Source organism: Amycolatopsis heterodermiae (assembly GCF_034929455.1).
In the GTDB taxonomy this organism is placed as follows: Bacteria; Actinomycetota; Actinomycetes; order Mycobacteriales; family Pseudonocardiaceae; genus Amycolatopsis; species Amycolatopsis heterodermiae.
The window spans coordinates 95,537-115,362 of the sequence record NZ_JAYFSI010000016.1; the positions used below are offsets into that span (position 1 = coordinate 95,537).

24 protein-coding genes are annotated in these 19,826 nt (G+C 71.5%); 14 read left to right on the plus strand and 10 right to left on the minus strand.

Translation table 11 applies throughout. The features are described 5' to 3' along the window. Positions 1-16: 16 nt before the first annotated feature. From VA596_RS44155 to VA596_RS44165, 3 genes are read right to left on the minus strand one after another with little or no spacing between them, the layout of a single operon-like run. Positions 17-709 (minus strand): hypothetical protein, encoded by a 693-nt coding sequence (locus tag VA596_RS44155; RefSeq protein ID WP_323335919.1) that lies wholly within the window; start codon positions 707-709, stop codon positions 17-19. Positions 710-719: 10 nt separating this feature from the next. Continuing rightward, a complete protein-coding gene (hemW, locus tag VA596_RS44160) occupies positions 720-1,952 on the minus strand; it encodes a radical SAM family heme chaperone HemW (RefSeq protein WP_410171973.1) in 1,233 nt (410 codons plus the stop codon). A gap of 48 nt (positions 1,953-2,000) precedes the next feature. Further along, positions 2,001-2,417: a VOC family protein gene (locus VA596_RS44165; protein ID WP_323335921.1), complete on the minus strand. Its 417-nt coding sequence runs from the start codon at positions 2,415-2,417 to the stop codon at positions 2,001-2,003. Positions 2,418-2,496: 79 nt separating this feature from the next. Here VA596_RS44165 and VA596_RS44170 point away from each other — a divergent pair, with 79 nt between their 5' ends. The 10 genes from VA596_RS44170 (at position 2,497) to VA596_RS44210 (ending at position 10,212) form a co-directional block, all read left to right on the plus strand. Beyond that, a complete protein-coding gene (locus VA596_RS44170) occupies positions 2,497-3,069 on the plus strand; it encodes a TetR/AcrR family transcriptional regulator (protein ID WP_323335923.1) in 573 nt (190 codons plus the stop codon). Between the two features lie 64 nt (positions 3,070-3,133). Further along, positions 3,134-3,220, plus strand: coding sequence for a putative leader peptide (locus tag VA596_RS50755; protein ID WP_371827718.1), 87 nt, complete (start codon positions 3,134-3,136; stop codon positions 3,218-3,220). Between the two features lie 103 nt (positions 3,221-3,323). Continuing rightward, complete coding sequence (locus VA596_RS44175; protein WP_323335925.1) at positions 3,324-5,018, plus strand: nitrite/sulfite reductase; 1,695 nt, start codon at positions 3,324-3,326, stop codon at positions 5,016-5,018. Beyond that, on the plus strand, positions 5,015-5,170 hold the full coding sequence (locus tag VA596_RS44180; protein ID WP_323335927.1) for an Insertion element protein: 156 nt from the start codon (positions 5,015-5,017) through the stop codon (positions 5,168-5,170). The genes VA596_RS44175 and VA596_RS44180 overlap by 4 nt, the downstream gene beginning before the upstream one ends. Continuing rightward, entirely contained in the window at positions 5,167-5,862 is a 696-nt protein-coding gene (locus tag VA596_RS44185; RefSeq protein ID WP_323335928.1) for a phosphoadenylyl-sulfate reductase, read from the plus strand. Before VA596_RS44180 ends, VA596_RS44185 begins: the two co-directional genes overlap by 4 nt. A gap of 10 nt (positions 5,863-5,872) precedes the next feature. After that, positions 5,873-6,793 carry a sulfate adenylyltransferase subunit CysD gene (cysD, locus tag VA596_RS44190; protein WP_323335930.1) on the plus strand — a complete coding sequence of 307 codons (921 nt, stop codon included), beginning with the start codon at positions 5,873-5,875 and terminating at the stop codon, positions 6,791-6,793. Next, the gene (locus tag VA596_RS44195) at positions 6,793-8,055 is read left to right on the plus strand and encodes a sulfate adenylyltransferase subunit 1 (RefSeq protein ID WP_323335931.1); all 1,263 of its coding nucleotides are present in this window, start codon (positions 6,793-6,795) and stop codon (positions 8,053-8,055) included. The genes cysD and VA596_RS44195 overlap by 1 nt, the downstream gene beginning before the upstream one ends. After that, complete coding sequence (locus tag VA596_RS44200; RefSeq protein WP_323335933.1) at positions 8,052-8,795, plus strand: sirohydrochlorin chelatase; 744 nt, start codon at positions 8,052-8,054, stop codon at positions 8,793-8,795. Before VA596_RS44195 ends, VA596_RS44200 begins: the two co-directional genes overlap by 4 nt. Before the next feature lie 193 nt (positions 8,796-8,988). Beyond that, positions 8,989-9,621, plus strand: a complete 633-nt coding sequence (locus VA596_RS44205; RefSeq protein WP_323335935.1) for a cyclase — start codon at positions 8,989-8,991, stop codon at positions 9,619-9,621. Positions 9,622-9,699: 78 nt separating this feature from the next. After that, complete coding sequence (locus VA596_RS44210) at positions 9,700-10,212, plus strand: DUF3291 domain-containing protein (RefSeq protein ID WP_323335936.1); 513 nt, start codon at positions 9,700-9,702, stop codon at positions 10,210-10,212. A gap of 1 nt (position 10,213) precedes the next feature. On the opposite strand, the gene VA596_RS44215 is transcribed toward VA596_RS44210, so the two are convergent. Then, a complete protein-coding gene (locus tag VA596_RS44215) occupies positions 10,214-11,494 on the minus strand; it encodes an alpha/beta hydrolase family protein (RefSeq protein WP_323335937.1) in 1,281 nt (426 codons plus the stop codon). Positions 11,495-11,582: 88 nt separating this feature from the next. After that, positions 11,583-12,158: an ArsR/SmtB family transcription factor gene (locus VA596_RS44220; RefSeq protein ID WP_323335939.1), complete on the minus strand. Its 576-nt coding sequence runs from the start codon at positions 12,156-12,158 to the stop codon at positions 11,583-11,585. A 101-nt stretch (positions 12,159-12,259) separates the two neighbouring features. On the opposite strand from VA596_RS44220, the gene VA596_RS44225 reads away from it, so the two are divergent. Continuing rightward, the gene (locus tag VA596_RS44225; RefSeq protein ID WP_323335940.1) at positions 12,260-13,033 is read left to right on the plus strand and encodes an enoyl-CoA hydratase family protein; all 774 of its coding nucleotides are present in this window, start codon (positions 12,260-12,262) and stop codon (positions 13,031-13,033) included. A 52-nt stretch (positions 13,034-13,085) separates the two neighbouring features. Here the strand turns inward: VA596_RS44225 and VA596_RS44230 are convergent, their stop codons facing one another. The 4 genes from VA596_RS44230 to VA596_RS44245 form a co-directional block, all read right to left on the minus strand. Continuing rightward, positions 13,086-13,907, minus strand: coding sequence for an alpha/beta fold hydrolase (locus tag VA596_RS44230; RefSeq protein ID WP_323335942.1), 822 nt, complete (start codon positions 13,905-13,907; stop codon positions 13,086-13,088). A 67-nt stretch (positions 13,908-13,974) separates the two neighbouring features. Further along, positions 13,975-14,334 carry a barstar family protein gene (locus tag VA596_RS44235; protein WP_323335943.1) on the minus strand — a complete coding sequence of 120 codons (360 nt, stop codon included), beginning with the start codon at positions 14,332-14,334 and terminating at the stop codon, positions 13,975-13,977. Continuing rightward, entirely contained in the window at positions 14,331-14,795 is a 465-nt protein-coding gene (locus VA596_RS44240) for a guanyl-specific ribonuclease (protein WP_323335944.1), read from the minus strand. Before VA596_RS44240 ends, VA596_RS44235 begins: the two co-directional genes overlap by 4 nt. 11 nt (positions 14,796-14,806) lie before the next feature. Continuing rightward, positions 14,807-15,010 (minus strand): hypothetical protein, encoded by a 204-nt coding sequence (locus tag VA596_RS44245; RefSeq protein ID WP_323335945.1) that lies wholly within the window; start codon positions 15,008-15,010, stop codon positions 14,807-14,809. Between the two features lie 59 nt (positions 15,011-15,069). On the opposite strand from VA596_RS44245, the gene VA596_RS44250 reads away from it, so the two are divergent. The 3 genes from VA596_RS44250 (at position 15,070) to VA596_RS44260 (ending at position 18,779) form a co-directional block, all read left to right on the plus strand. Beyond that, positions 15,070-16,035, plus strand: a complete 966-nt coding sequence (locus VA596_RS44250; protein ID WP_323335947.1) for a quinone oxidoreductase family protein — start codon at positions 15,070-15,072, stop codon at positions 16,033-16,035. A gap of 150 nt (positions 16,036-16,185) precedes the next feature. After that, entirely contained in the window at positions 16,186-17,235 is a 1,050-nt protein-coding gene (locus tag VA596_RS44255) for an alpha/beta fold hydrolase (protein ID WP_323335949.1), read from the plus strand. 89 nt (positions 17,236-17,324) lie between these two features. Further along, positions 17,325-18,779 carry an amino acid permease gene (locus tag VA596_RS44260; RefSeq protein ID WP_323335950.1) on the plus strand — a complete coding sequence of 485 codons (1,455 nt, stop codon included), beginning with the start codon at positions 17,325-17,327 and terminating at the stop codon, positions 18,777-18,779. On the opposite strand, the gene VA596_RS44265 is transcribed toward VA596_RS44260, so the two are convergent. Further along, complete coding sequence (locus VA596_RS44265; RefSeq protein ID WP_323335952.1) at positions 18,776-19,825, minus strand: NAD(P)H-dependent flavin oxidoreductase; 1,050 nt, start codon at positions 19,823-19,825, stop codon at positions 18,776-18,778. The two genes, VA596_RS44260 and VA596_RS44265, sit on opposite strands and share 4 nt — an antisense overlap. Between the last annotated feature and the right edge of the window lies 1 nt (position 19,826).

Below are 19,826 nucleotides of genomic sequence, written 5' to 3' on the forward strand. Positions count from 1 at the left end.
CACCGGCCAGCCGACTTCAGCCGCCGGTCCGCCGGCGGGCCGCGCCGTCGAGCAGTTCGCCCACGGTCCGGCGGGCCGGGGCGCTACCGGCCGAGTCCGGCGCGGCGATCGCGAGCAGGTCGTCGTCGAGGCGGAGGAAGCCGGCCAGTGCCCGCTGCGCCGCGGTCAGCGAGCCGAACCCGGGCGGAGCCGGGGGTTCGAGGACGTCGTCGGCGTCCCTGCCGAAGGCCTCTTCGTCGCGTTCCCAGTTGCCGTAGGCGGCCAGCCAGCCGAGGTAGAGCGGCCGGAGTTCTCCGCCGACGAGCTCGGCGCGAACTCCGGCGATCTCCGGCAGCAGGCTATCGGGGTCGTGGTCGATGTCATCGGCGTCGTCCTCGCTGACGAAGTCGACCACGACGAACTCGCCCGCACGCGCGATGTCGAGATAGCCGGCCACGTGGTGATCCTCGACGACGCCGGGATCGAGCAGGTCGCCCGGCAGGCGGAGCATCACGCGGCGGGTGCCCCAGTCGGCCAGGTACAGGTGCGCGTCGTAGTAGTTCTCGACCAAAAGGCGCGGATCGCCCTTGAAGTCTCCCCAGTGGTAGTCGTTGACGAAGCTGGTTTCCGTGATCGTCGCCCGGGTCGACAGCGACCGGACGGCGGCTTGTTCCGCTCGGTCCAGCGGACGGTCGATCGCCAGGAACTCGTAGTACTGGTACTCGCTCACCGCGGCGGCGTCATCCCGCAAGCCGGCGGACGACACCGTCGGCCAGCAGGCGTCCGCGGTCGGTCAGCACCGCGCGGCCCCGGGAGTCCAAAGCGGACGGGTCGAGCAGGCCCTCGGCCGCCGCCGCGCGGGCTTCGGCCAGGCCTGGCGCGTCCAGGACGTCGAGCGGGAGTCCTTCGGCGACGCGGAGTTCGAGCATGATCCGCTCGAGGTGCTGGTCGTCGTCGGTGAGCACCTCGCGCCCGCCCGCGGGCGAGTCCCCCGCGGCCAGCAGCGACGCGTAGCGCGCCGGGTGCTTGACGTTCCACCAGCGCACCCCGCCGACGTGGCTGTGCGCGCCCGGACCGGCGCCCCACCAGTCGTCACCGCGCCAGTAGGCGAGGTTGTGGCGGCAGCGGGCGGCGTCCGTCGCGGCCCAGTTCGACACCTCGTACCAGCGCAGGCCGGCCGCCGACAGGGTCGCGTCGATCATCTCGTAGTCCGCGGCCAGCACGTCGTCGTCCGGCGCGGGAAGCTCGCCGCGGCGCACCCGGCGGGCCAGCGCCGTGCCCTCCTCGACGATCAGCGCGTACGCCGAAACGTGGTCGACCCCGGCGGCCAGCACGGCCTCCAGCGTCGCCCGCAGGTCCTCGCTGCGCTCGCCGGGCGTGCCGTAGATCACGTCCAGGTTCACGTGCTCGAACCCGGCCGCGCGCGCCTCGGCGGCGGCCTTCACCGGACGCCCCGGCGTGTGCACGCGGTCGAGGATCTTGAGCACGTGACGCGCCGCGGACTGCATGCCCAGCGACACCCGCGTGTAGCCCGCCTCGCGGATCCCGGCGAAGAACTCCGGCGACGTCGACTCCGGGTTCGACTCGGTCGTCACCTCGGCGCCGGGCGCCAGGCCGAAGACGTCGCGGACGGCGTCGAGCACCGACTTCAGGCCGTCCGCACCGAGCAGTGACGGGGTGCCGCCGCCCACGAAGACCGTCTCGGCGGCGGGCGGCACGACCAGCACGCGCGCGGCCAGCTCCAGCTCGCGGCGCAGGCCTTCCAGCCACGACTCCGGCGACGAGCCGGAGTCCAGCTCGCCCGCGGTGTAGGTGTTGAAGTCGCAGTAGCCGCAGCGGGTCGCGCAGAACGGGACGTGCACGTAGACGCCGAAAGCTCTGCTGCCGAGGCCCTTCAGCGCGCTTTCCGGCAACGCCGGGTCGATCGGTGTGGCGGGGTCGGGACGCAGCACGGGCACCCCCGGATTGTCCACCCCGCCACCGCCCCGGCCGCGCCGAGGGCCCGATCGGGTTAACGGTGCTTACGACGCCGAGGTGTTCGCCGCGACCCACTCCGGGTCGGCCGGGATCATCTCGATGACGTCGAGCAGCACGCCGTTCGGGTCCGCGACGTAGAAGTGCCGCTGCCCGTAGACCTCGTCGACGACCGGCGCCACCAGCTCGACGCCGGCCTCCGTCAAGCGCCGGGCCTCGGCCGCGGCGTCCTCGACGACGAGCCCGAACATCAGCCCGGCCGTCTCCCGCGCCCGGTAGCCGTCCGGCACCGACTCGTGCCCCCGCTGCACGAAGCTGATCTCGTAGCCGGGAGCCCCGGCGTTGACACTGGCGAACCAGTCGAGCTCCACCGTGACGGCCAGCCCGACGACGTCCGCGTAGAAGCGGGTGGTCGCGGCGACGTCGTCGACCAGGTACCCCGCCCCGAAACCCTTGACCTGCATCCCCAGACCCTCTCGTTCAAACCACTGTGTTCGTAGTACTCTAACCGTAGTGGTTTAAATCGGGCAAGGAGGATTCGGCGTGAGGCAGAACACCGAACGGCGGACCGCGCTCACCGACGCCGCCGTCGAGGTGCTGGCCCGGGACGGCGCCCGCGGGCTCACCTACCGCGCGGTGGACACCGAGGCCGGGGTCCCGCCGGGGACGACGTCCAACTACTTCCGCGACCGCGACCAGCTGCTGGCCGAGGCCGGCGCACGCGTGCACGTCCGGCTCGCGGCGGCCGACGAGGTCCTGGCCGACCCGCGCTCGGAACCGCCGTCGGCCGGCCGGGTCGGCGCGCTGCTCGGCGACCTGATGACGCGGCTGACCACCCGCCGCAGCGCCTACCTCGCCCTGCTGGAGCTGCGACTGGAGGCGAACCGGCGCCCGGAGCTGGCGGCGGCGCTCACCGCGACCGTGCGCGAGAGCTTCGAGCTCAGCGTCGGCTTCCACGAAGCCGCCGGACTACCGGGCGGGCGCGACGAGGTGCTGTTGCTCTATCTGGCCCTGACCGGGCTGACCGTCGAGCGGTTGACACTGCCCGAGGCGTTCTCCGGCTACTCGGACGCGCAGGTGGTGGCCCTGCTGATCGACCGCATTCTCCCTGGCTAGTGACCCTTCTCCCACCATCCGGGCACCGCTGGACCACATTGTGGACGCGTGGCACGCTGAGCGCGTGACTTCTGCCGGTGTTCTCCTCGTGGCGCGCCGCCACGTCGACCTCCTGCGGGTCGCCAGTGCCCTCTGCGTGCCCGTTCGCTGACTCCCGATCACCACCACCTGCCACGAACCTGGACAGCGGTGCCGGAGGGAAGGTCGTCTTCGCGTCCTCCGGTGCCACGAAAAGCCTCTCGGAGGACGCCCCCATGGCCTCGCCCACGCGTGACACCCCCGCCCGCCCCGCGCGCGTCAAGCAGAAGCGCGGCGAAGGGCAGTGGGCGCTCGGTTACCGGGAGCCGCTGAACCCGAACGAGCGGTCCAAGAAGGACGACAACCCGCTGAACGTGCGGGCGCGGATCGAGACCATCTACGCCCACCGCGGGTTCGACGCGATCGACCCGGGCGACCTGCGCGGCCGGTTCCGCTGGTTCGGCCTCTACACCCAGCGCAAGCCCGGCATCGACGGCGGCCGCACCGCGACGCTGGAGCCGGAGGAGCTGGACGACCGCTACTTCATGCTGCGGGTCCGGCTCGACGGCGGCGCGCTGACCACCGAGCAGCTCACCGTGCTCGGCGAGATCTCCCAGACGCACGCGCGGGACACCGCCGACATCACCGACCGGCAGAACATCCAGTACCACTGGATCCGGATCGAAGACGTGCCGACGATCTGGGACAAGCTCGAGAAGTCCGGCATGACCACGATGGAGGCCTGCGGCGACAGCCCGCGCGTCATCCTCGGCTCGCCGGTCGCGGGCATCGCCGCCGACGAGGTGATCGACGGCACGCCGGCGATCGAGGAGATCAAGCGCCGCTACATCGGCGACCCGGCGTACTCGAACCTGCCGCGCAAGTTCAAGACCGCCATCTCCGGTCAGTCCGACGTCGCGCACGAGATCCACGACATCGCGTTCGTCGGCGTCAACCACCCCGAGCACGGCCCCGGCTTCGACCTCTGGGTCGGCGGCGGCCTGTCCACCAACCCGATGATCGGCCAGCGCCTCGGTGCCTGGATCCCGCGCGACGAGGTCCCGGACGTCTGGGAAGGCGTCATCTCGATCTTCCGCGACTACGGCTACCGGCGGCTGCGCGCCCGCGCCCGGATCAAGTTCCTGGTCAAGGACTGGGGTGCCGAGAAGTTCCGCCAGGTCCTGCAGGACGAGTACCTCGAGCGCGAGCTGATCGACGGCCCGGCGCCGGAGACCCCCGCGCAGCCGATCGACCACGTCGGCGTGCACCCGCAGGTCGACGGCAAGTTCTACGTCGGCGCGGCGCCGATCGCCGGGCGCGTCTCGGGCGGCACGCTCGTCGCCGTCGCCCAGGCCGCCGAGCGGGCCGGGTCGCAGCGGGTCCGGCTCACGCCGCAGCAGAAGCTCGTCGTCCTCGACGTCCCCGAGGCGCGGGTGCCGGCGCTGCAGGCGGAGCTGGCCGAGCTGGGGCTGGACACCAAGCCGTCGCCGTGGCGGCGCGGCGTGATGGCCTGCACCGGGCTGGAGTTCTGCAAGCTCGCCATCGTCGAGACGAAGGCCAGGGCGCAGCAGCTGGTCGCCGACCTCGAGAAGTCGCTCGCCGACATCCAGGCCCAGCTGGACACCCCGGTCAGCGTGCACCTCAACGGCTGCCCCAACTCCTGCGCGCGGATCCAGACCGCGGACATCGGCCTCAAGGGCCAGATCGTCACCGACGCCGACGGCAACCAGGTCGAGGGCTTCCAGGTGCACCTCGGCGGCGGCCTCGGCCTCGACGCCGGGTTCGGGCGGAAGCTGCGCGGCCACAAGGTGACCGCGTCGGAGCTGACCGGGTACGTCGAACGCGTCGTGCGCGCCTACGTCGCCGGACGTGAGCCCGGCGAACGGTTCCCGCAGTGGGCCGCGCGTGCCGAAGAGAGCGTCCTGCAGTGACGAGCACCGAGCGCGCCACGCCGTTCTACTGCCCGTACTGCGGCGACGAGGACCTGCGCCCGGAAGAGAACGGCGGCTGGCTGTGTTCCGCCTGTCGCCGGGTCTTCTCGGTGAAGTTCCTCGGACTGTCCCTTCCGGAGGTGTCCCGATGACCGCCACAGCCGACTACAAGACCCTCGCCGAACGCGCCTCGAAAGAGCTCGCGGACGCGACCGCGGACGAGGCGATCCGCTGGACCGTCGACACGTTCGGCGACGACTTCATCGTCGCGTCCAACATGCAGGACGCCGTGCTGATCGACCTCGCCACGAAGGCGAAGTCCGATGTGGACGTCCTGTTCCTGGAGACCGGTTACCACTTCCCGGAGACGATCGGCACGCGCGACGCGGTGCAGGCCGTCTACCCGAACGTGCGCATCGTCAACGCGCAGGCCGAGCAGAGCGTCGCCGAGCAGGACGCCGAGTACGGCGAGAAGCTGCACGACCGCGACCCGACGCTGTGCTGCAACCTGCGCAAGGTCGTGCCGCTGCGCAGGACGCTGGGCAACTACTCGGCGTGGGTCACCGGCGTCCGCCGGGTGGACGCGCCGACCCGCGCGAACACCCCGATCGTCACCTGGGACGACCGCAACGGCCTGGTGAAGGTCAACCCGATCGCGGCGTGGACCGACGACGAGTTCAACGGCTACATCCACGAGCACGGCATCCTCGAGAACCCGCTGGTCTCGATCGGTTACCTCTCGATCGGCTGCGCGCCCTGCACAGCCCGCGTGGAGCCGGGCCAGGACCCGCGCAGCGGCCGGTGGGCCGGGCAGAGCAAGACCGAGTGCGGACTGCACGGCTAGGAAGGGACGCATGACGACCTTGGAGCCCGCGACCGACGCGGCACAGGACAACCTGGCCGCTCTGGAATCCGAAGCCATCCACATCTTCCGGGAGGTGGCCGGCGAGTTCGACCGCCCGGTGATCCTCTTCTCCGGCGGCAAGGACTCGACGCTGCTGCTGCACCTGGCGATCAAGGCGTTCTGGCCGGCGCCGGTGCCGTTCCCGCTGCTGCACGTCGACACCGGGCACAACTTCGACGAGGTCATCGAGTTCCGCGACCGCGTCGTCGAGCAGCACGGGCTGCGCCTGGTCGTCGCGAAGGTCCAGGACTGGATCGACGACGGGCGGCTGGAGGAACGCGCCGACGGCCTGCGGAACCCGTTGCAGACCACGCCGTTGCTCGACACCATCTCGGAGCACAAGTTCGACGCCGTGTTCGGCGGCGGCCGCCGCGACGAGGAGCGCGCCCGGGCCAAGGAGCGGATCTTCAGCCTCCGCAACGCCTTCGGCCAGTGGGAGCCGCGGCGCCAGCGTCCCGAGCTGTGGAACCTCTACAACGGACGGCACCGCCCCGGCGAGCAGGTCCGCGTCTTCCCGCTGTCCAACTGGACCGAGGCGGACGTCTGGAACTACATCGCCCGCGAGAAGGTCGAATTGCCGTCGATCTACTACGCGCACCAGCGCGAGGTGTACCTGCGCGACGGCATGTGGCTCGCCGAAGGCCCGTGGGGCGGCCCGCGGCCGGGCGAAGAGGTCACCGAGCGGACCGTGCGCTACCGGACCGTCGGCGACGGCTCGTGCACCGGCGCGATCGAGTCCACCGCGAGCACCGTCGAAGAGGTCATCGCCGAGGTGTCGGCCTCGCGGCTCACCGAGCGCGGCGCGACCCGCGCCGACGACCGGATGTCCGAGGCGGCCATGGAAGACCGCAAGCGTGAGGGGTACTTCTGATGTCCAGCCTACTGCGGCTCGCGACGGCGGGCAGCGTCGACGACGGGAAGTCCACGCTCGTCGGGCGCCTGCTCTACGACACGAAGTCCGTGCTGGCCGACCAGCTGGACGCGGTCACCCGCGCGTCCGTCGACAAGGGACTGTCCACACCGGACCTGTCCCTGCTCGTCGACGGCCTGCGCTCGGAACGCGAGCAGGGCATCACCATCGACGTCGCCTACCGCTACTTCGCGACGCCGAAGCGGTCGTTCGTGCTGGCCGACACCCCGGGGCACGTGCAGTACACGCGCAACACCGTCACCGGCGCGTCCACCGCGCAGCTGGCCGTGCTGCTGGTCGACGCGCGCAAGGGCGTCATCGAGCAGACCCGGCGGCACGCGGCCGTGCTGGCGCTGCTCGGCGTGCCGCAATTGGTGCTGGCGGTGAACAAGATCGACCTCGTCGCCTACGACGAAGCGACGTTCACGGTGATCGCCGAGGAGTTCGCCGCGCACGCCGAATCCCTGGGCTACCCGCGGGGTTCGGTGCTGGCGGTCCCGGTGTCGGCGCTGGAGGGCGACAACGTCGCGACGCGCTCCGAGCGGACGCCGTGGTACTCCGGCCCGAGCCTGCTGGAGCACCTGGAAGACGTGCCGGTCGCGCCGGACCCGCACGACTCGGCGCTGCGGTTCCCGGTGCAGTACGTCATCCGGCCGCGCACGCCCGAGTACCCGGACTACCGCGGTTACGCGGGCCAGATCGCCGCGGGCACGGTCCGCCCGGGTGACGAGATCGTCGTGCTGCCGCAGGGGATCCGCAGCCGTGTCGAGCGGATCGACACCGCCGACGGCCCGCTCGAAGAGGCGGGTTCCGGGACGTCGGTGACGCTGCTGCTGGCCGACGACATCGACATCTCCCGCGGCGACCTGATCGCGGCCGCGGACTCGCCGCCGGCGGTGACCGACGAGATCACCGGCACGCTGTGCTGGCTGTCGTCGAAGCCGCTCAAGCCGGGCGCGCGGGTGCTGGTCAAGCACGGTGCCCGCACGGTGCAGGCGCTGGTCGGCGAGCTGCACGCGCGGTTCGACGAGCAGAAGCTGGCCAGCGTGGCCGCGCCGGGTTCGCTGGAGCTGAACGACATCGGGCTGGTCACCTTGACGCTGGCCGAGGAGCTGAGCGTCGACGACTACGGCGTCAGCCCGCGCACCGGCGCGTTCCTGGTGATCGACCCGAAGGACGGCGACACCCTGGCCGCCGGTCTGGTGGGTGAGCGGTTCTCGTGACGCCTCCCCTGGTCGCCGTCGCGCACGGCAGCCGCGACCCCCGCTCGGCCGCGACCGTGCGGGCGCTGGTCGACGTCGTGCGCGAGCGGGCGCCAGGGCTTTCGGTGCACGAGTCCTTTTTGGACCTCTCGGCTCCCCTCGTCACCGATGTGCTGCGGGGGTTGTACTCGGCCGGACACCGGACGGCGGTCGTCGTGCCGCTGCTGCTGGGCAGCGCGTTCCACGCCCGAGTCGACCTGCCGGCTTTGGTGTCCTCGGTGACCGCCGCGTGCCCCGGTTTCCGCGTCCAGGTGTCGGACGTGCTCGGCGCGGACCCGGCATTGGAAGCGGTTGCCCTGGACCGGCTTTCCGCGGCCCCGCGGCGGCGCGGAACGGGTGTACTGCTGAGCGCGGTGGGCTCGTCCAACGCGTCAGCGAACGCGGTGGTCGCCGCGATGGCCGCGCGCTGGAAGTCCCGGCTCGGGCTCCCGGTGAGCGAGGCGTTCGCGTCGGCGGCCGAGCCGGACATCCCCGCGGCGGCCGCGCGGCTGCGGGAACGCGGGGCGAAGCACCTGGTCGTGGCGTCGTGGTTCCTGGCGCCGGGCCTGCTGCCGGACCGGATCGCCCGGCTGGCCCGCGAGGCGGACCCGGGTGCGTTCGTCGCCGCACCGCTGGCGGACGACCCGCGCGTCGCGGACGTCGTGATCGGCCGGTACGCCACCGCCGTCACCGAACTGCTGCGCGCCGGGGCTCCCGTCTAGACCACTCTGGGTGGTCCGGAACGATCATCCCCGAAGATCACCACCGCCAAAAGGCGAGTCTTATTCACATTTTTGTTACCCAGGGTGCCTGGGAACGGTAAATCCTTGACGGTCTTGTTAACTTGCCGGTAACTATCTAAGCGCTGCGCAGCTCTCTTTCCTCCCCTCCAAAACCGCAGGTAGGTGGATACAGATGAAAGCGCTTCACTTTTCCCGGCTGGCTGCTCTGACCGCGGCCGCGGCTCTCCCGCTGGCCCTCGCCGTCCCGGCCCAAGCGGCCACCACCACCATCGCCTTCGACTGCCAGGCCGACGCCCCGATCATCGGGCCGCAGCAGGTCTCGCTCAACCAGGACGCCGACGTCACCGCACCCGCGACCGTCGCGCCCGGCGGCGCCTTCGACGTCGTCATCGACCCGGCGCCGAACCAGGTGCCCGGCCAGGTCAGCGGGAACACCGTCAAGAACATCAACACCTTCGCGCTGAAGTTCCCGATCCCGGCGAACTCCACCTACGTCGGCGCCGACCTGACCGGCGGCTCCGGCCTCGGCAGCACCGCGCCGGCGATCGCCGTCGCGAACGGCGTCGCGACCCTGAGCTTCCCCGGCCCGATCGCCGGCGGCGCCACCTTCGAGCTGCCGACCATCACCGCGCACCTCACCGCGGGCGCGTCCGGCACCATCGAGACGAAGCTGTCCGGCACCAGCTACAGCGATCCCGGCCTGACCTTCAAGGCGGTGGCGGGCACCATCATCGGCGACATCACCGCGCCCACCTCCTGCTTCCCCAACCCCAGCCCCGTCTTCACCACGACGACCATCGGCTGATCACGTGCCGTCAAGGCCACCTCACGGGCGTCTGACGCCCGTAAGGTGGCCTCAACGGCACTCTTGGGAGGCACTCACTTGGGGTACGAACTCGCAGAAGTCAACATCGCCCGCATGAAAGCACCGATCGACGACCCGTCCTTCAAGGATTTCGTCGACGCGCTCGAACCCGTCAACGCCCTCGCCGACGCCGCACCGGGCTTCGTCTGGCGCCTGCAGACCGAGGACGACAACGCGATCTCGATCCGCGCCTTCGAGTGGGACGTGCGCGGCACGTCCGGGCTCCTGATCAACATGTCCTCGTGGACGTCGGTGGAGGCTTTGGCCGCCTTCACGTATTCCCCGGGGCACCTGGCGATCATGAGGCGCCGGCGTGAGTGGTTCCACCACGTCAAGGACGTGATGACCGCGCTGTGGTGGGTGCCGGCCGGCTACCGGCCGACACCCGCCGACGCCGAAGAGAAGATCCAGCACCTGCGCGACCACGGGCCGACGCCCGAGGTGTTCACGCTGAAGCAGCACTTTCCCGCCCCGGACGCGGCCGTCGTCGAAGCCCGCGAAGGCGACCCGGACTGGCTCTGCCCGGCCTGAGTCAGGGCAGCAGCAGTCCCCAGTAGAAGGCCCACGGCAGGAAGACGAGACCGGCGGCCACCGGGAGCACCCGGCGGCCGTCCGGTTTCGCCACCGTGAAGCCGAACACCACCACCGTCGCGACGGCCAAGGCCTGCAGGACCAGCCACGGCAGCGGACGGCCCAGCAGCACCGGCCCGAAGTCCTTCATCCCCGACGCCTGCGCCCAGCCGAACAGGCCGAGGAACCCGGCGACGGTCGCCAGGCCGAGACCGCCCAGCCAGCGGGCCCGCCGGACCAGCGCGACCACGAACCCGGCGAGCAGCACCAGCAGCACGATTCCCTGGGCCCACGCCGATTCCCACCACGCCAGCGGTGCGAGCGGCTCGGTCGGGCGCTGGGTGAACGACGGCGTCTCGACGTGCACGCCACGGCGGTCGGCCAGCCACGCCGCGACGGCCGCGGGGTAGCCGGGCACGACGCGCGGCAGCCGGTTGAACCCGGCGTCGGTGGTCGCGTAGAGGTCGGGACCGCCGCCGGGGACGAACCGGATGGTGTGGTCCGGGTTCGCGCGCAGGGCGTCGGCGAAGATCCGCGAGCTCTCGACCGGCGCGTGGCTGATGTCGAGGTCGCCCCACAACGCCAGCATCGGCTGCTTCAGCCGTTCGAGCACCGGCACCGGGTCGTAGTACGCCTCGGGGAACAGCCCGGCGCCGACGGCGAAGCGGGTGCCCTGCACCGGCAACGTCCGCAGCAGCGAACCGGAGATTCCTTGGTGGCGCAGCACGTTGCCCCAGTACCACGACGTCTGGCGCGCGCCGCCCATCCCGGCGGAGCCCTCGGTGATCACGTAGGCGACGGCCGCCGAGCGCGTGGCGGCCAGCGGCGCGACCCAGCCGCCTTCGCTGACGCCCCAGACGCCGACGTCCGCCGGGTCGACGCCCGGCTGGGCGCGCAGCGCACCGACGGCCGCGACGAGGTCGTCGGCGAGCATCCCGTAGTCGCGGCTGGTCTTCGAGTACCCGATCGTGCGCCGGTCGTAGACCAGGGTGGTGACGCCGAGGCTGGTGAACATCTCGGCCTGCACGCGCAGGTCGGCGCGCACCTGCCAGTCCGACCCGCCCTGCAGGACGATCGCGGACTTCGGTGTTCCGGCCGGGCGGAACACCGTGGCGTGCAACGGGATCCCGCCGGCGCCGGTGAAGGTGATGTCGTTCGGTGGCTGGGCGGACGCCGTTCCCGGCGTGACCGCGCACAGCACGAGGATCGCGGCGGCGAGCCGCGATTTGCCCCAGGGCAGCATTGAGTGTTCTCCTTGCTTCGGGAGATCGTGAGCGGTTTTCCGTTTCCTGGGTGCCGAGTGGCCGCTCGGCACCCAGGGCCTTCCTTCGTCAGTCCAGGCCGTCCTCCTTCTCGGCCGGCGCGGGGAACGCGAGCAGCCGCGTCTCGACCCGGCGCGCGTCGGGCGGGGTTTCGCCGTCCGGGCGCTGGTAGCGCCGCAGGAGCGCGAGGTAGGCCTCGAAGAAGTCGGCGAGCTCCTCGAGGGTGACGCGGATCGCGCCGCGTGAGTACGGCACGGCGTCGGCCCACTCGCCCAGCGACGGCCGTTCCCGCTCGAACCGTTCGTACAGCTCGGTGTCCCCGGCGAGCCAGAGCCGGTGCAGCTCGCCGATCGCGGCCTTCGCCGGGTCGTCCTGGTCGGTCGGCGACGGCAGGCGCAGGTCGTGCTCGACCGCGCGCCACCAGCGTTCCCGGCCGTGCGCCCGCTCCGGGATCTCCGCCACGAAGCCGTTGTCCGCCAGCACGCGCAGGTTGTAGCTCGTGCCGCCGCTGGTGACGCCGAGCTGCTGGGCGAGCGTCGTCGACGTCGCCGGGCCGCCGGCCGTGAGCAGTTCGAGAATCCGCTGGCGCAGCGGGTTCGCGAGGGCCTTCAGCGCCTTGAGATCGGCGGTCCGCGGTTCGGGCATACCGCCACCATAGCCTTGCACGAGTTTTCGTGCACGTATTTTCGTGCAAGTGCCCGGCGTCACAGCGGCCGCACGGCCCGGGGTGTGTAAAGGTGTCGGTCATGGCTGACGAACTGGTGCACTACGACGTGGTGGGCGGCACCGCCACGATCACCTTGGACTCCCCGCACAACCGCAACGCGCTCTCGGCGCAGCTGCGCCGCGAACTGTCGGAATCCCTGGTGAAGGCCGCCGTGGACGACGCCGTGCGCGTGGTCGTGCTGACCCACACCGGACCGGTGTTCTGCGCGGGGATGGACCTGAAGGAGGCCCGCGGCGCCGGGGCGGGCGACCAGGGCGTCAACGAGTTCCCGAAGATCCTCGAGCAGCTGTGGAGCAGCCCGAAGCCGGTCGTCGCGCGGCTGGCCGGGCCCGCGCGGGCCGGTGGCATCGGCATGGTCGCCGCGTGCGACATCGCGGTGGCCGTGCCGGAGGCGACGTTCGCCTTCTCCGAGGTCCGCATCGGCGTCGTCCCGGCGGTCATCTCGCTGACCGTGCTGCCGCGCCTCAACGCCCGCGCCGCACACGAGCTGTTCCTCACCGGCGACACGTTCGACGCGCGCCGCGCGGTCGAGATCGGCCTGCTCAACTCCGCCGTCCCGGCCGGGGAACTGGACGGCGAGGTCGCCCGGTTCGTCAAGGCACTGGCCCAGGGCGGCCCGAACGCGCTGGCCGCCACGAAGGCCCTGCTGAGCCGTCCCCGCCCGGCGACACCGTCGGACGGCTTCGACGACATGCTCGGCCTGTCGGCGAAGTTCTTCGCGAGCGAGGAAGGCCAGGAGGGCATCCTGGCCTTCGCCCAGAAGCGCAAGCCGAACTGGGTCCCGCAGGACTAGCCGGTACGGCGTTCGGTGCGGCCACCGCACCGAACGCCGGCCGCGCGAACCGTCAACCGGCGAAGAACGCGGCGAGGTGCTCCGCCACCGCCCGCGGGGCGCTCTCGTCGGGGGCGTTGTGATCCGCCCCGTCGAGCAGCTCGACCCGCGCTCGCGGGATCACGCGGCTCAGCGGCTCGAGCACCCCGAGCAGGTAGGCCGGGGCCTTGGTGCCGCCGAGCAGCAGTGTCCTCGCCATGACCTCGGCGTACGTCGCGCCATCGGAGTCGTACCGCGCGACCTCGGTCAGCTCCGGTGGCGTCGTGGGCATGAGATCCCGCATCTCGGCGCCGCTCCGGCCACCCACCAGGAGAGCGGCGAGCGCGAGGAACACGACCCTCGGAGTCGAGCCGGGCAGCGGAGTCAAGTGCGTCCGGTGCAGGAACAGGGCCATGGCGCGGGTTCGCCGGCCGGCCGCGAGCAGCCGCTCGAATTCAGGCAGGAACGACAGGTCGAACGAGCCGTTCAACGACACCGCCGGCTCGTACACCACCAGCCGGTCGAGGGACCGGTCCGCGCGCGCCGACTGCAGGGCCACCAGGCCGCCGTAGCTGTGGCCGAAGACGAGGTGCGCGTCTTCGGCGCGCTGAACAGCGCGAAGATCCTCGATCTCACGCTCGAGGCGGTAGTCCGGGCCCTGCGGACCGCTGGCCCCGCGCCCCCGGCGATCGATCACCGAGACGGCGAACCGATCGGCGAGTTCGCCGGCCAGCCGGTCGTAGTTGTGCGCCATCCGGTTGTTGCCGGGGACGATCACGAGCCCCGGCCCGGCACCGCGATGGGTGTAGCCGATCGCGGTGCCGTCGAGCGAGTCGATCGAGCGATATTCGGTCACGCGCAAGTATTCGCAGCCGGCCCTGGTACGACGCTGGTACCGCGCTGTCAGGCACAGTCAGGCCCTGTCAGGCGTCCGGGAGCACGACCGTGAGCCGCCACGAGCCGGCGTTCGGGCCGAGGGCGCGCTGGGCGTCCGACAGCACGCTGCGGATCGCCAGGTAGGTCTTGGGTTCGGCCTTGCGCAGCGCCTCCGAGCCCGGCCAGATCAGCACGTGCTCCCCCGGCGGCAGCCACGACAGGTCGGTCAGGCAGTCGTAGAGCGCGTCGAGGTTGTGGCCGAAGTAGTCCGGAAAGGACAGTGCGGCGGCGAACGCGCTCAGCGTGCTGGCCTTGTCCACGGTCGGCTGCGAGTTCACCAGGTGCGGGTACGCGCCGCGCGCGAAGGCCTCTTCGGCGGCGTCCTTCGCCTGCTCCCCGGCGGTCATCGGGCCGGGTCCACGACGACGAACGACGCGTAGTGGTCGCCGGTGTAGAACAGCTCGTGCGCCTGGCCGGAGATCAGCCGCCGCGCGCCGCGGTCGGCGCTGCCCGGCGTCTTCACGGTGTACTCGTGGTAGTAGCCGGATTGCTTGCGGGGCAAGCGCTTCTCCCGGTTCTCGAACACGACGTCGTCGTTGCGGGGGTAGGGGAACGGGCCGCCCGCCTCGATCAGCTTCCACGTGTCGGCCGCCTGGGGCGGCAGCGTGGACAGTCCCTTGACCGGCAGGCCGGAGTCCGTGCCCGGCAGGGCCGAGCCGCCCTTGGCGGGCGCGGCGGACCCGGCACTCGTGGAGGGTGCGGCCGGGGAGCCCGACGAGCCGCCGAGGTTGTCCTTGACCAGCCAGCCCCCCAGCACCAGCACGAGGAGCCCGATCAGCGCGGCGGTGATCCGCCTTCGGTTGAACATGGTTCGCGACCCTATGCCGACCCGTCGGACCGGTCGTCGTCACGCCCCGGAGAGAGCCGCTTCGCGAAGAGCCCGACGAGCTTGTCGAGAACCCAGGCGGCAGCCAGGCACAGTGGCACGACGACCACCATCACCAGCACGAACTGGACCGGGAACCACGCCTGGGCGAGCCACAGCTCGACCCCGTCCCACCAGTCGGCAAGCCCGTTGAACACGGTGTGAGCCTACGCGCGCCTCCCGTGCCGCCGCGTCCCAGGGGCGGTACGTTCTGGACATGTTCGCCGTCTACGCGCAGGAACCCAACGCCGAAAGCCCCCTGGACTCGCTCGTCGTCGGCGAGCGTCCCGAACCCGACGTGCCGGACGGCTGGGTCCGCGTGCACGTCAAGGCCGCGAGCCTCAACATGCACGACCTCTGGACGCTGCGGGGGGTCGGGATCAAGCCCGACCAGTTCCCGATGATCCTGGGCTGCGACGGCGCCGGCACCCTCGACGACGGCTCCGAGGTCGTCGTCCACTCGGTGATCAACGCGCCGGGCTGGCAGGGTGACGACACCCTCGACCCGAAGCGCACGCTGCTCACCGAGAAGCACCAGGGCACCTTCGCCGACCAGGTCGTCGTGCCGGCGCGCAACGTCGTCCCGAAGCCCGCCGGATTGAGCTTCGCCGAGGCGGCCACGATGGGCACGGCCTGGCTGACCGCCTACCGGATGCTGTTCGTGAAGTCCGGGCTGCGGCCGGGGCAGACGATGCTCGTGCAGGGTGCCTCCGGCGGCGTCGCGACGGCGCTGGTGCAGCTCGGCCGCGCGGCCGGGTTCCGGGTGTGGGTCACCGGCCGGAGCGAGGAGAAGCGCGCGCTGGCCACGAGTCTCGGCGCGCACCAGGCGTTCGAGTCGGGCGCGCGGCTGCCCGAGCGCGTCGACGCGGTGTTCGAGACCGTCGGGAAGGCGACCTGGTCGCACTCGGTGAAGTCGCTCAAGCCGGGCGGGATCATCGTGGTGTCCGGCTCGACCAGCGGCCCGGACGCGAACGCGGAGCTGCAGCGCGTCTTCTTCCTGCAGCTGCGGGTCTCCGGATCGACCATGGGCACCCGTGACGAGCTCGCCGATCTGCTCGCGTACCTCGACCTGACCGGCGTACGACCGCAGATCGGCGCGGAACTTCCGTTCACCGAGGCGGCCAAGGGCTTCCAGGCGATGCTCGACGGGGACACCGCCGGGAAGATCGTCTTCACCCGCTGACCGCCGTGACCTGGGTGGATGCGCCCGCAACCCGCCCAGGTCACCGCTTGTACCGGCTAGTTCGTGAATTGTCAACGGACTCTTATCGAGATCTGGTCGTTAGCACCAAAGTTCCACCGGAACTCCACTGTGGCCAGCTAATCTGTAGTCATGACCGCAACGAAGCGGCCCGCTCCGGCTGTACCGGGCGGCCGGCCCAGCAGCGACCCGGACCCCGTCCGGGTCTCCTTCCGGCGCTACGCCGGAGTCCGCACCCGCGTCCTCGAGGTCGGCGACCCCGCCGGAGACCCGGAGCCGTCCGCCTCGCGCCGCTCGTTGCGCCGCCGGGCCGCCGCACCGCACGTGCGGCCGTCCGCGCCGAGACTGGTGCTGCTGCACGGTTACTGCGACAGCGCCGACACCTGGCGCCCCGCGCTGGAGCAGCTCGCGGCCGCCGGGATCCCGGCGATCGCCGTCGACCTCCCCGGGTTCGGGGACGCCCAGCCGCTGCGCCCCGGCCCGATGCTGCCGCAGCTCGACGCGTTCACCACCGCCGTCGTCCGCGAGCAGGCCGTGCTCGGCTCGGTGGTCCTGGCCGGGAACTCCCTGGGCGGCACCATGAGCCTGCGGGCCGCGCAGAACGCCCGGCTGCCGCTCTCCGGCGTCGTCTCGATCGCCGCGCCCGGCTTCGTCGACTCCTGGCTGATCCGCACGGTCGCGCGCTACCCGCTGCCGCTGCGGCTGTACTCGTCCCTGCCGCTCCCGGTGCCGGGTTTCCTGGTCCGCAAGGTCGCCGAGCAGGTCGTCCCGCGGTTCCTCTACGCCGACGCGCACGCGGCCGACGCGACCCAGGTGCAGCGCTTCACCGCGCTGTTCCCCGACTACCGCGCCACGAAGAGCCGCCTGGAGCAGGCCCGTCAGCTCGTCGCCGAACTGGCCGACGCCTACCGGCTCGACTCGGTGAAGGTGCCGCTGCTGGTCGTCGCCTGCGGCAAGGACAAGCTCGTCACCGCGGCGTCGGGGCGGCAGCTGCACACGCTCGTGCCGCACAGCAGGCTGCTGGTCCGCGAGGACTGGGGGCACTGCCCGCAGCTGGACGACCCCCAGGAGATCGCCGAGCTGCTCACGTACTTCGCCGCGAGCGCGGTCCGGACCACGCAGGCGAAGCGCGCGGCGGCGAGCGCCGCCGACGCCGTGGGCGAGGACACCGCGGCGGGCTGAGCGCTCGCGCTGTAGCCCGGCGGGGTTGGCGGTAGGTTCCCCCGTTGGGTCCGTGATCCGGGCCGTTCACCGACGTTCGGGAGACGATGATGTCCGCTCCAGGAGGCCTGGGCAGCAGCTCCGGCATCTTCCGGCGCAAGCCGATCGACCAGATCCCCGACGCCTCCGAAGCCGCGGGCCTGAAACGCACCCTGGGCCTGTGGCAGCTGACCGCCATCGGCATCGGCGGCATCATCGGCGCGGGGATCTTCGCCCTCGCCGGCAGCGTCGCGCACGGCGACGACTCGGCGGGCATTCCCGGCGTCGGCCCGGCCGTGCTCATCTCGTTCCTCATCGCCGGCGTCGCCAGCGCCGCGGCCGCGTTCTCCTACGCCGAGTTCGCCGGCCTGATCCCGAAGGCCGGTTCGGCCTACACCTACGGCTACGCGGTGCTCGGCGAGGTCGTCGGCTGGTTCATCGGCTGGGACCTGCTGCTGGAGTACACCGCGATCGTGTCGGTGGTGGCGATCGGCATCTCCGGCTACTTCAGCTTCCTGCTCGGCCAGCTCGGGCTCGACCTGCCGGCGTGGATGCTGGGCGCGCCCGGCACCGGGCCCGGCCACAAGGTCGACCTGTTCGCCGCGCTGCTGTGCCTGCTGATCGCGTTCCTGCTCAACCGCGGCATCCGCAGCGCCGCCCGGTTCGAGACGGTGATGGTCGGGATCAAGGTCCTGATCGTGCTGGTCGTCATCCTGGTGGGCTTCTTCTACGTCAAGACCGGCAACTACACGCCGTTCGCCCCGGCCGGTTTCGGCGGCGCGGTCACCGGCGCCGCGACGGTGTTCTTCGCCGTGTTCGGCTACGACGCCATGTCGACCGCGGCCGAGGAGTCGAAGGACGCGCAGCGGCACATGCCGAAGGCGATCATCTACTCGCTGGCCATCTCGATGGTGCTGTACGTGCTGGCCTGCCTGGTGCTGACCGGCATGCAGAAGTACACCGAGATCGACCCGAAGAGCGGCTTCTCGACGGCGTTCAAGTCCGTCGGCCTCAACGGGCTGGCCACGGTGATCGCGATCGGCGCGATCGTCGGCATCCTCACCGTGCTGTTCACGTTCCTGATGGGCGCCACCCGCGTCGGCTACTCGATGAGCCGCGACGGCCTGCTGCCGAAGTGGTTCGGCAAGACCCACCCGGAGCGCCAGGTGCCGAGCCGGATGACGTGGATCCTCGGCGGCGCGTCCGCGATCATCGCCGGGGTGCTGCCGATCGGCGAGGCCGCCGAGCTGACGAACATCGGCATCCTGCTCGCGTTCGTCGTGGTCTGCGTCGCGGTGATCGTGCTGCACTACAAGCGGCCGGACCTCAAGCGCACGTTCAAGACGCCCGGCATGCCGGTGGTCCCCGCGATCGGCGTGGTGTTCTCGATCTGGCTGATCACGTTCCTGCAGCCGGCGACCTGGATCCGGTTCGCCGTCTGGTTCGTCATCGGCATGATCATCTACTTCGCCTACAGCAAGCGGCACTCCCTGATGAACCGCACGGACTCCGCGCCGCGGGACTAGCGGATCCGGTCGAGGCGTGCGGCGGCTTCGCGCGCCTCGGCCTCCAGCCGTTCGACGATCACGGCGGCCGAGGCGTCGTAGGCGAGCGGGTAGGTCTGGCCGGCCCAGAGCGAGATCGCTTCCGGGTCACCGGCGTTCGCCGACGCCTTGCGCACCGGCCCGGCCATCCGGTTGATCTGCGGGTACGCCGCGGGCGCGCCCTCGGACAGCTCGTCCATGAACCGGTTGACCAGCCCGCGCGCCGGGCGTCCGCTGAAGGCGCGGGTGAACGCCGTCTCGCGGTCGGCGAGGACCAGGGCCTTGCGGTGCGCCTCGGACGTGCCCGCCTCGTCCGCGCGCAGGAAGACCGTGCCCAGCTGGGCGGCCGCCGCACCGGCGACGAGCACGGCCGCGACGTCACCGCCGTGCACCAGGCCGCCGGCCGCGATCAGCGGCACGTCCACGTGGGCGGCGACCAGGCGCAGCAGCGCGAGGACGCCGTATTCGGCGCCACCGCCGGGCCGGCCGGCGTCGTCGGTGAACAGCGACCGGTGCCCCCCGGCTTCGAAACCCTGCAGGACGAGCGCGTCGACACCGAGATTCGCCGCGCGGACGGCGGCTTCCGGCGTGGTGACGGTGACGAGCACCTTGCTGCCGGCCTCGTGCAGCCGGACGACGTCCGACGGCGACGGCGTCCCGAAGGTGAACGACACCACGGGAACGCGCTTCTCGAGCACGACGTCCAGCTTCGCGGGGTACGCGTCGTCGTCCCACTCCGCTTCGCCGAGTTCGACGTCGTATTCGCGGGCGACGGCGAGCAGGCGCTCGCGGTAGGCCGTGAGGTCGGCGCCGGTGTCCGGCTGCGGGACGAAGAGGTTGACGCCGAACGCCCCGGTGGTCAGCCCGGCGGTCCGGTCGATCTGCGCGACCAGCGCCGCGGGTGTGAGCATCCCGGCCGAGAGGAAGCCGAAGGCGCCGACCTCGGTCACCGCGGCGACCAGCTCGGGCGTGGTCGGGCCACCGGCCATCGGCGCGGCGATCACCGGGAACGTCAGCTCGTCGAACATG

Coding starts and splice junctions, on each gene's coding strand:
- VA596_RS44165 (WP_323335921.1), bottom strand. CDS start 2,417: ATGCAGGTCAAGGGTTTCGGGGCGGGGTACCTGGTCGACGACGTCGCC.
- VA596_RS44175 (WP_323335925.1), top strand. CDS start 3,324: ATGGCCTCGCCCACGCGTGACACCCCCGCCCGCCCCGCGCGCGTCAAG.
- VA596_RS44185 (WP_323335928.1), top strand. CDS start 5,167: ATGACCGCCACAGCCGACTACAAGACCCTCGCCGAACGCGCCTCGAAA.
- cysD (WP_323335930.1), top strand. CDS start 5,873: ATGACGACCTTGGAGCCCGCGACCGACGCGGCACAGGACAACCTGGCC.
- VA596_RS44195 (WP_323335931.1), top strand. CDS start 6,793: ATGTCCAGCCTACTGCGGCTCGCGACGGCGGGCAGCGTCGACGACGGG.
- VA596_RS44205 (WP_323335935.1), top strand. CDS start 8,989: ATGAAAGCGCTTCACTTTTCCCGGCTGGCTGCTCTGACCGCGGCCGCG.
- VA596_RS44215 (WP_323335937.1), bottom strand. CDS start 11,494: ATGCTGCCCTGGGGCAAATCGCGGCTCGCCGCCGCGATCCTCGTGCTG.
- VA596_RS44220 (WP_323335939.1), bottom strand. CDS start 12,158: ATGCCCGAACCGCGGACCGCCGATCTCAAGGCGCTGAAGGCCCTCGCG.
- VA596_RS44225 (WP_323335940.1), top strand. CDS start 12,260: ATGGCTGACGAACTGGTGCACTACGACGTGGTGGGCGGCACCGCCACG.
- VA596_RS44235 (WP_323335943.1), bottom strand. CDS start 14,334: ATGACCGCCGGGGAGCAGGCGAAGGACGCCGCCGAAGAGGCCTTCGCG.
- VA596_RS44240 (WP_323335944.1), bottom strand. CDS start 14,795: ATGTTCAACCGAAGGCGGATCACCGCCGCGCTGATCGGGCTCCTCGTG.
- VA596_RS44250 (WP_323335947.1), top strand. CDS start 15,070: ATGTTCGCCGTCTACGCGCAGGAACCCAACGCCGAAAGCCCCCTGGAC.
- VA596_RS44255 (WP_323335949.1), top strand. CDS start 16,186: ATGACCGCAACGAAGCGGCCCGCTCCGGCTGTACCGGGCGGCCGGCCC.
- VA596_RS44260 (WP_323335950.1), top strand. CDS start 17,325: ATGTCCGCTCCAGGAGGCCTGGGCAGCAGCTCCGGCATCTTCCGGCGC.
- VA596_RS44265 (WP_323335952.1), bottom strand. CDS start 19,825: ATGTTCGACGAGCTGACGTTCCCGGTGATCGCCGCGCCGATGGCCGGT.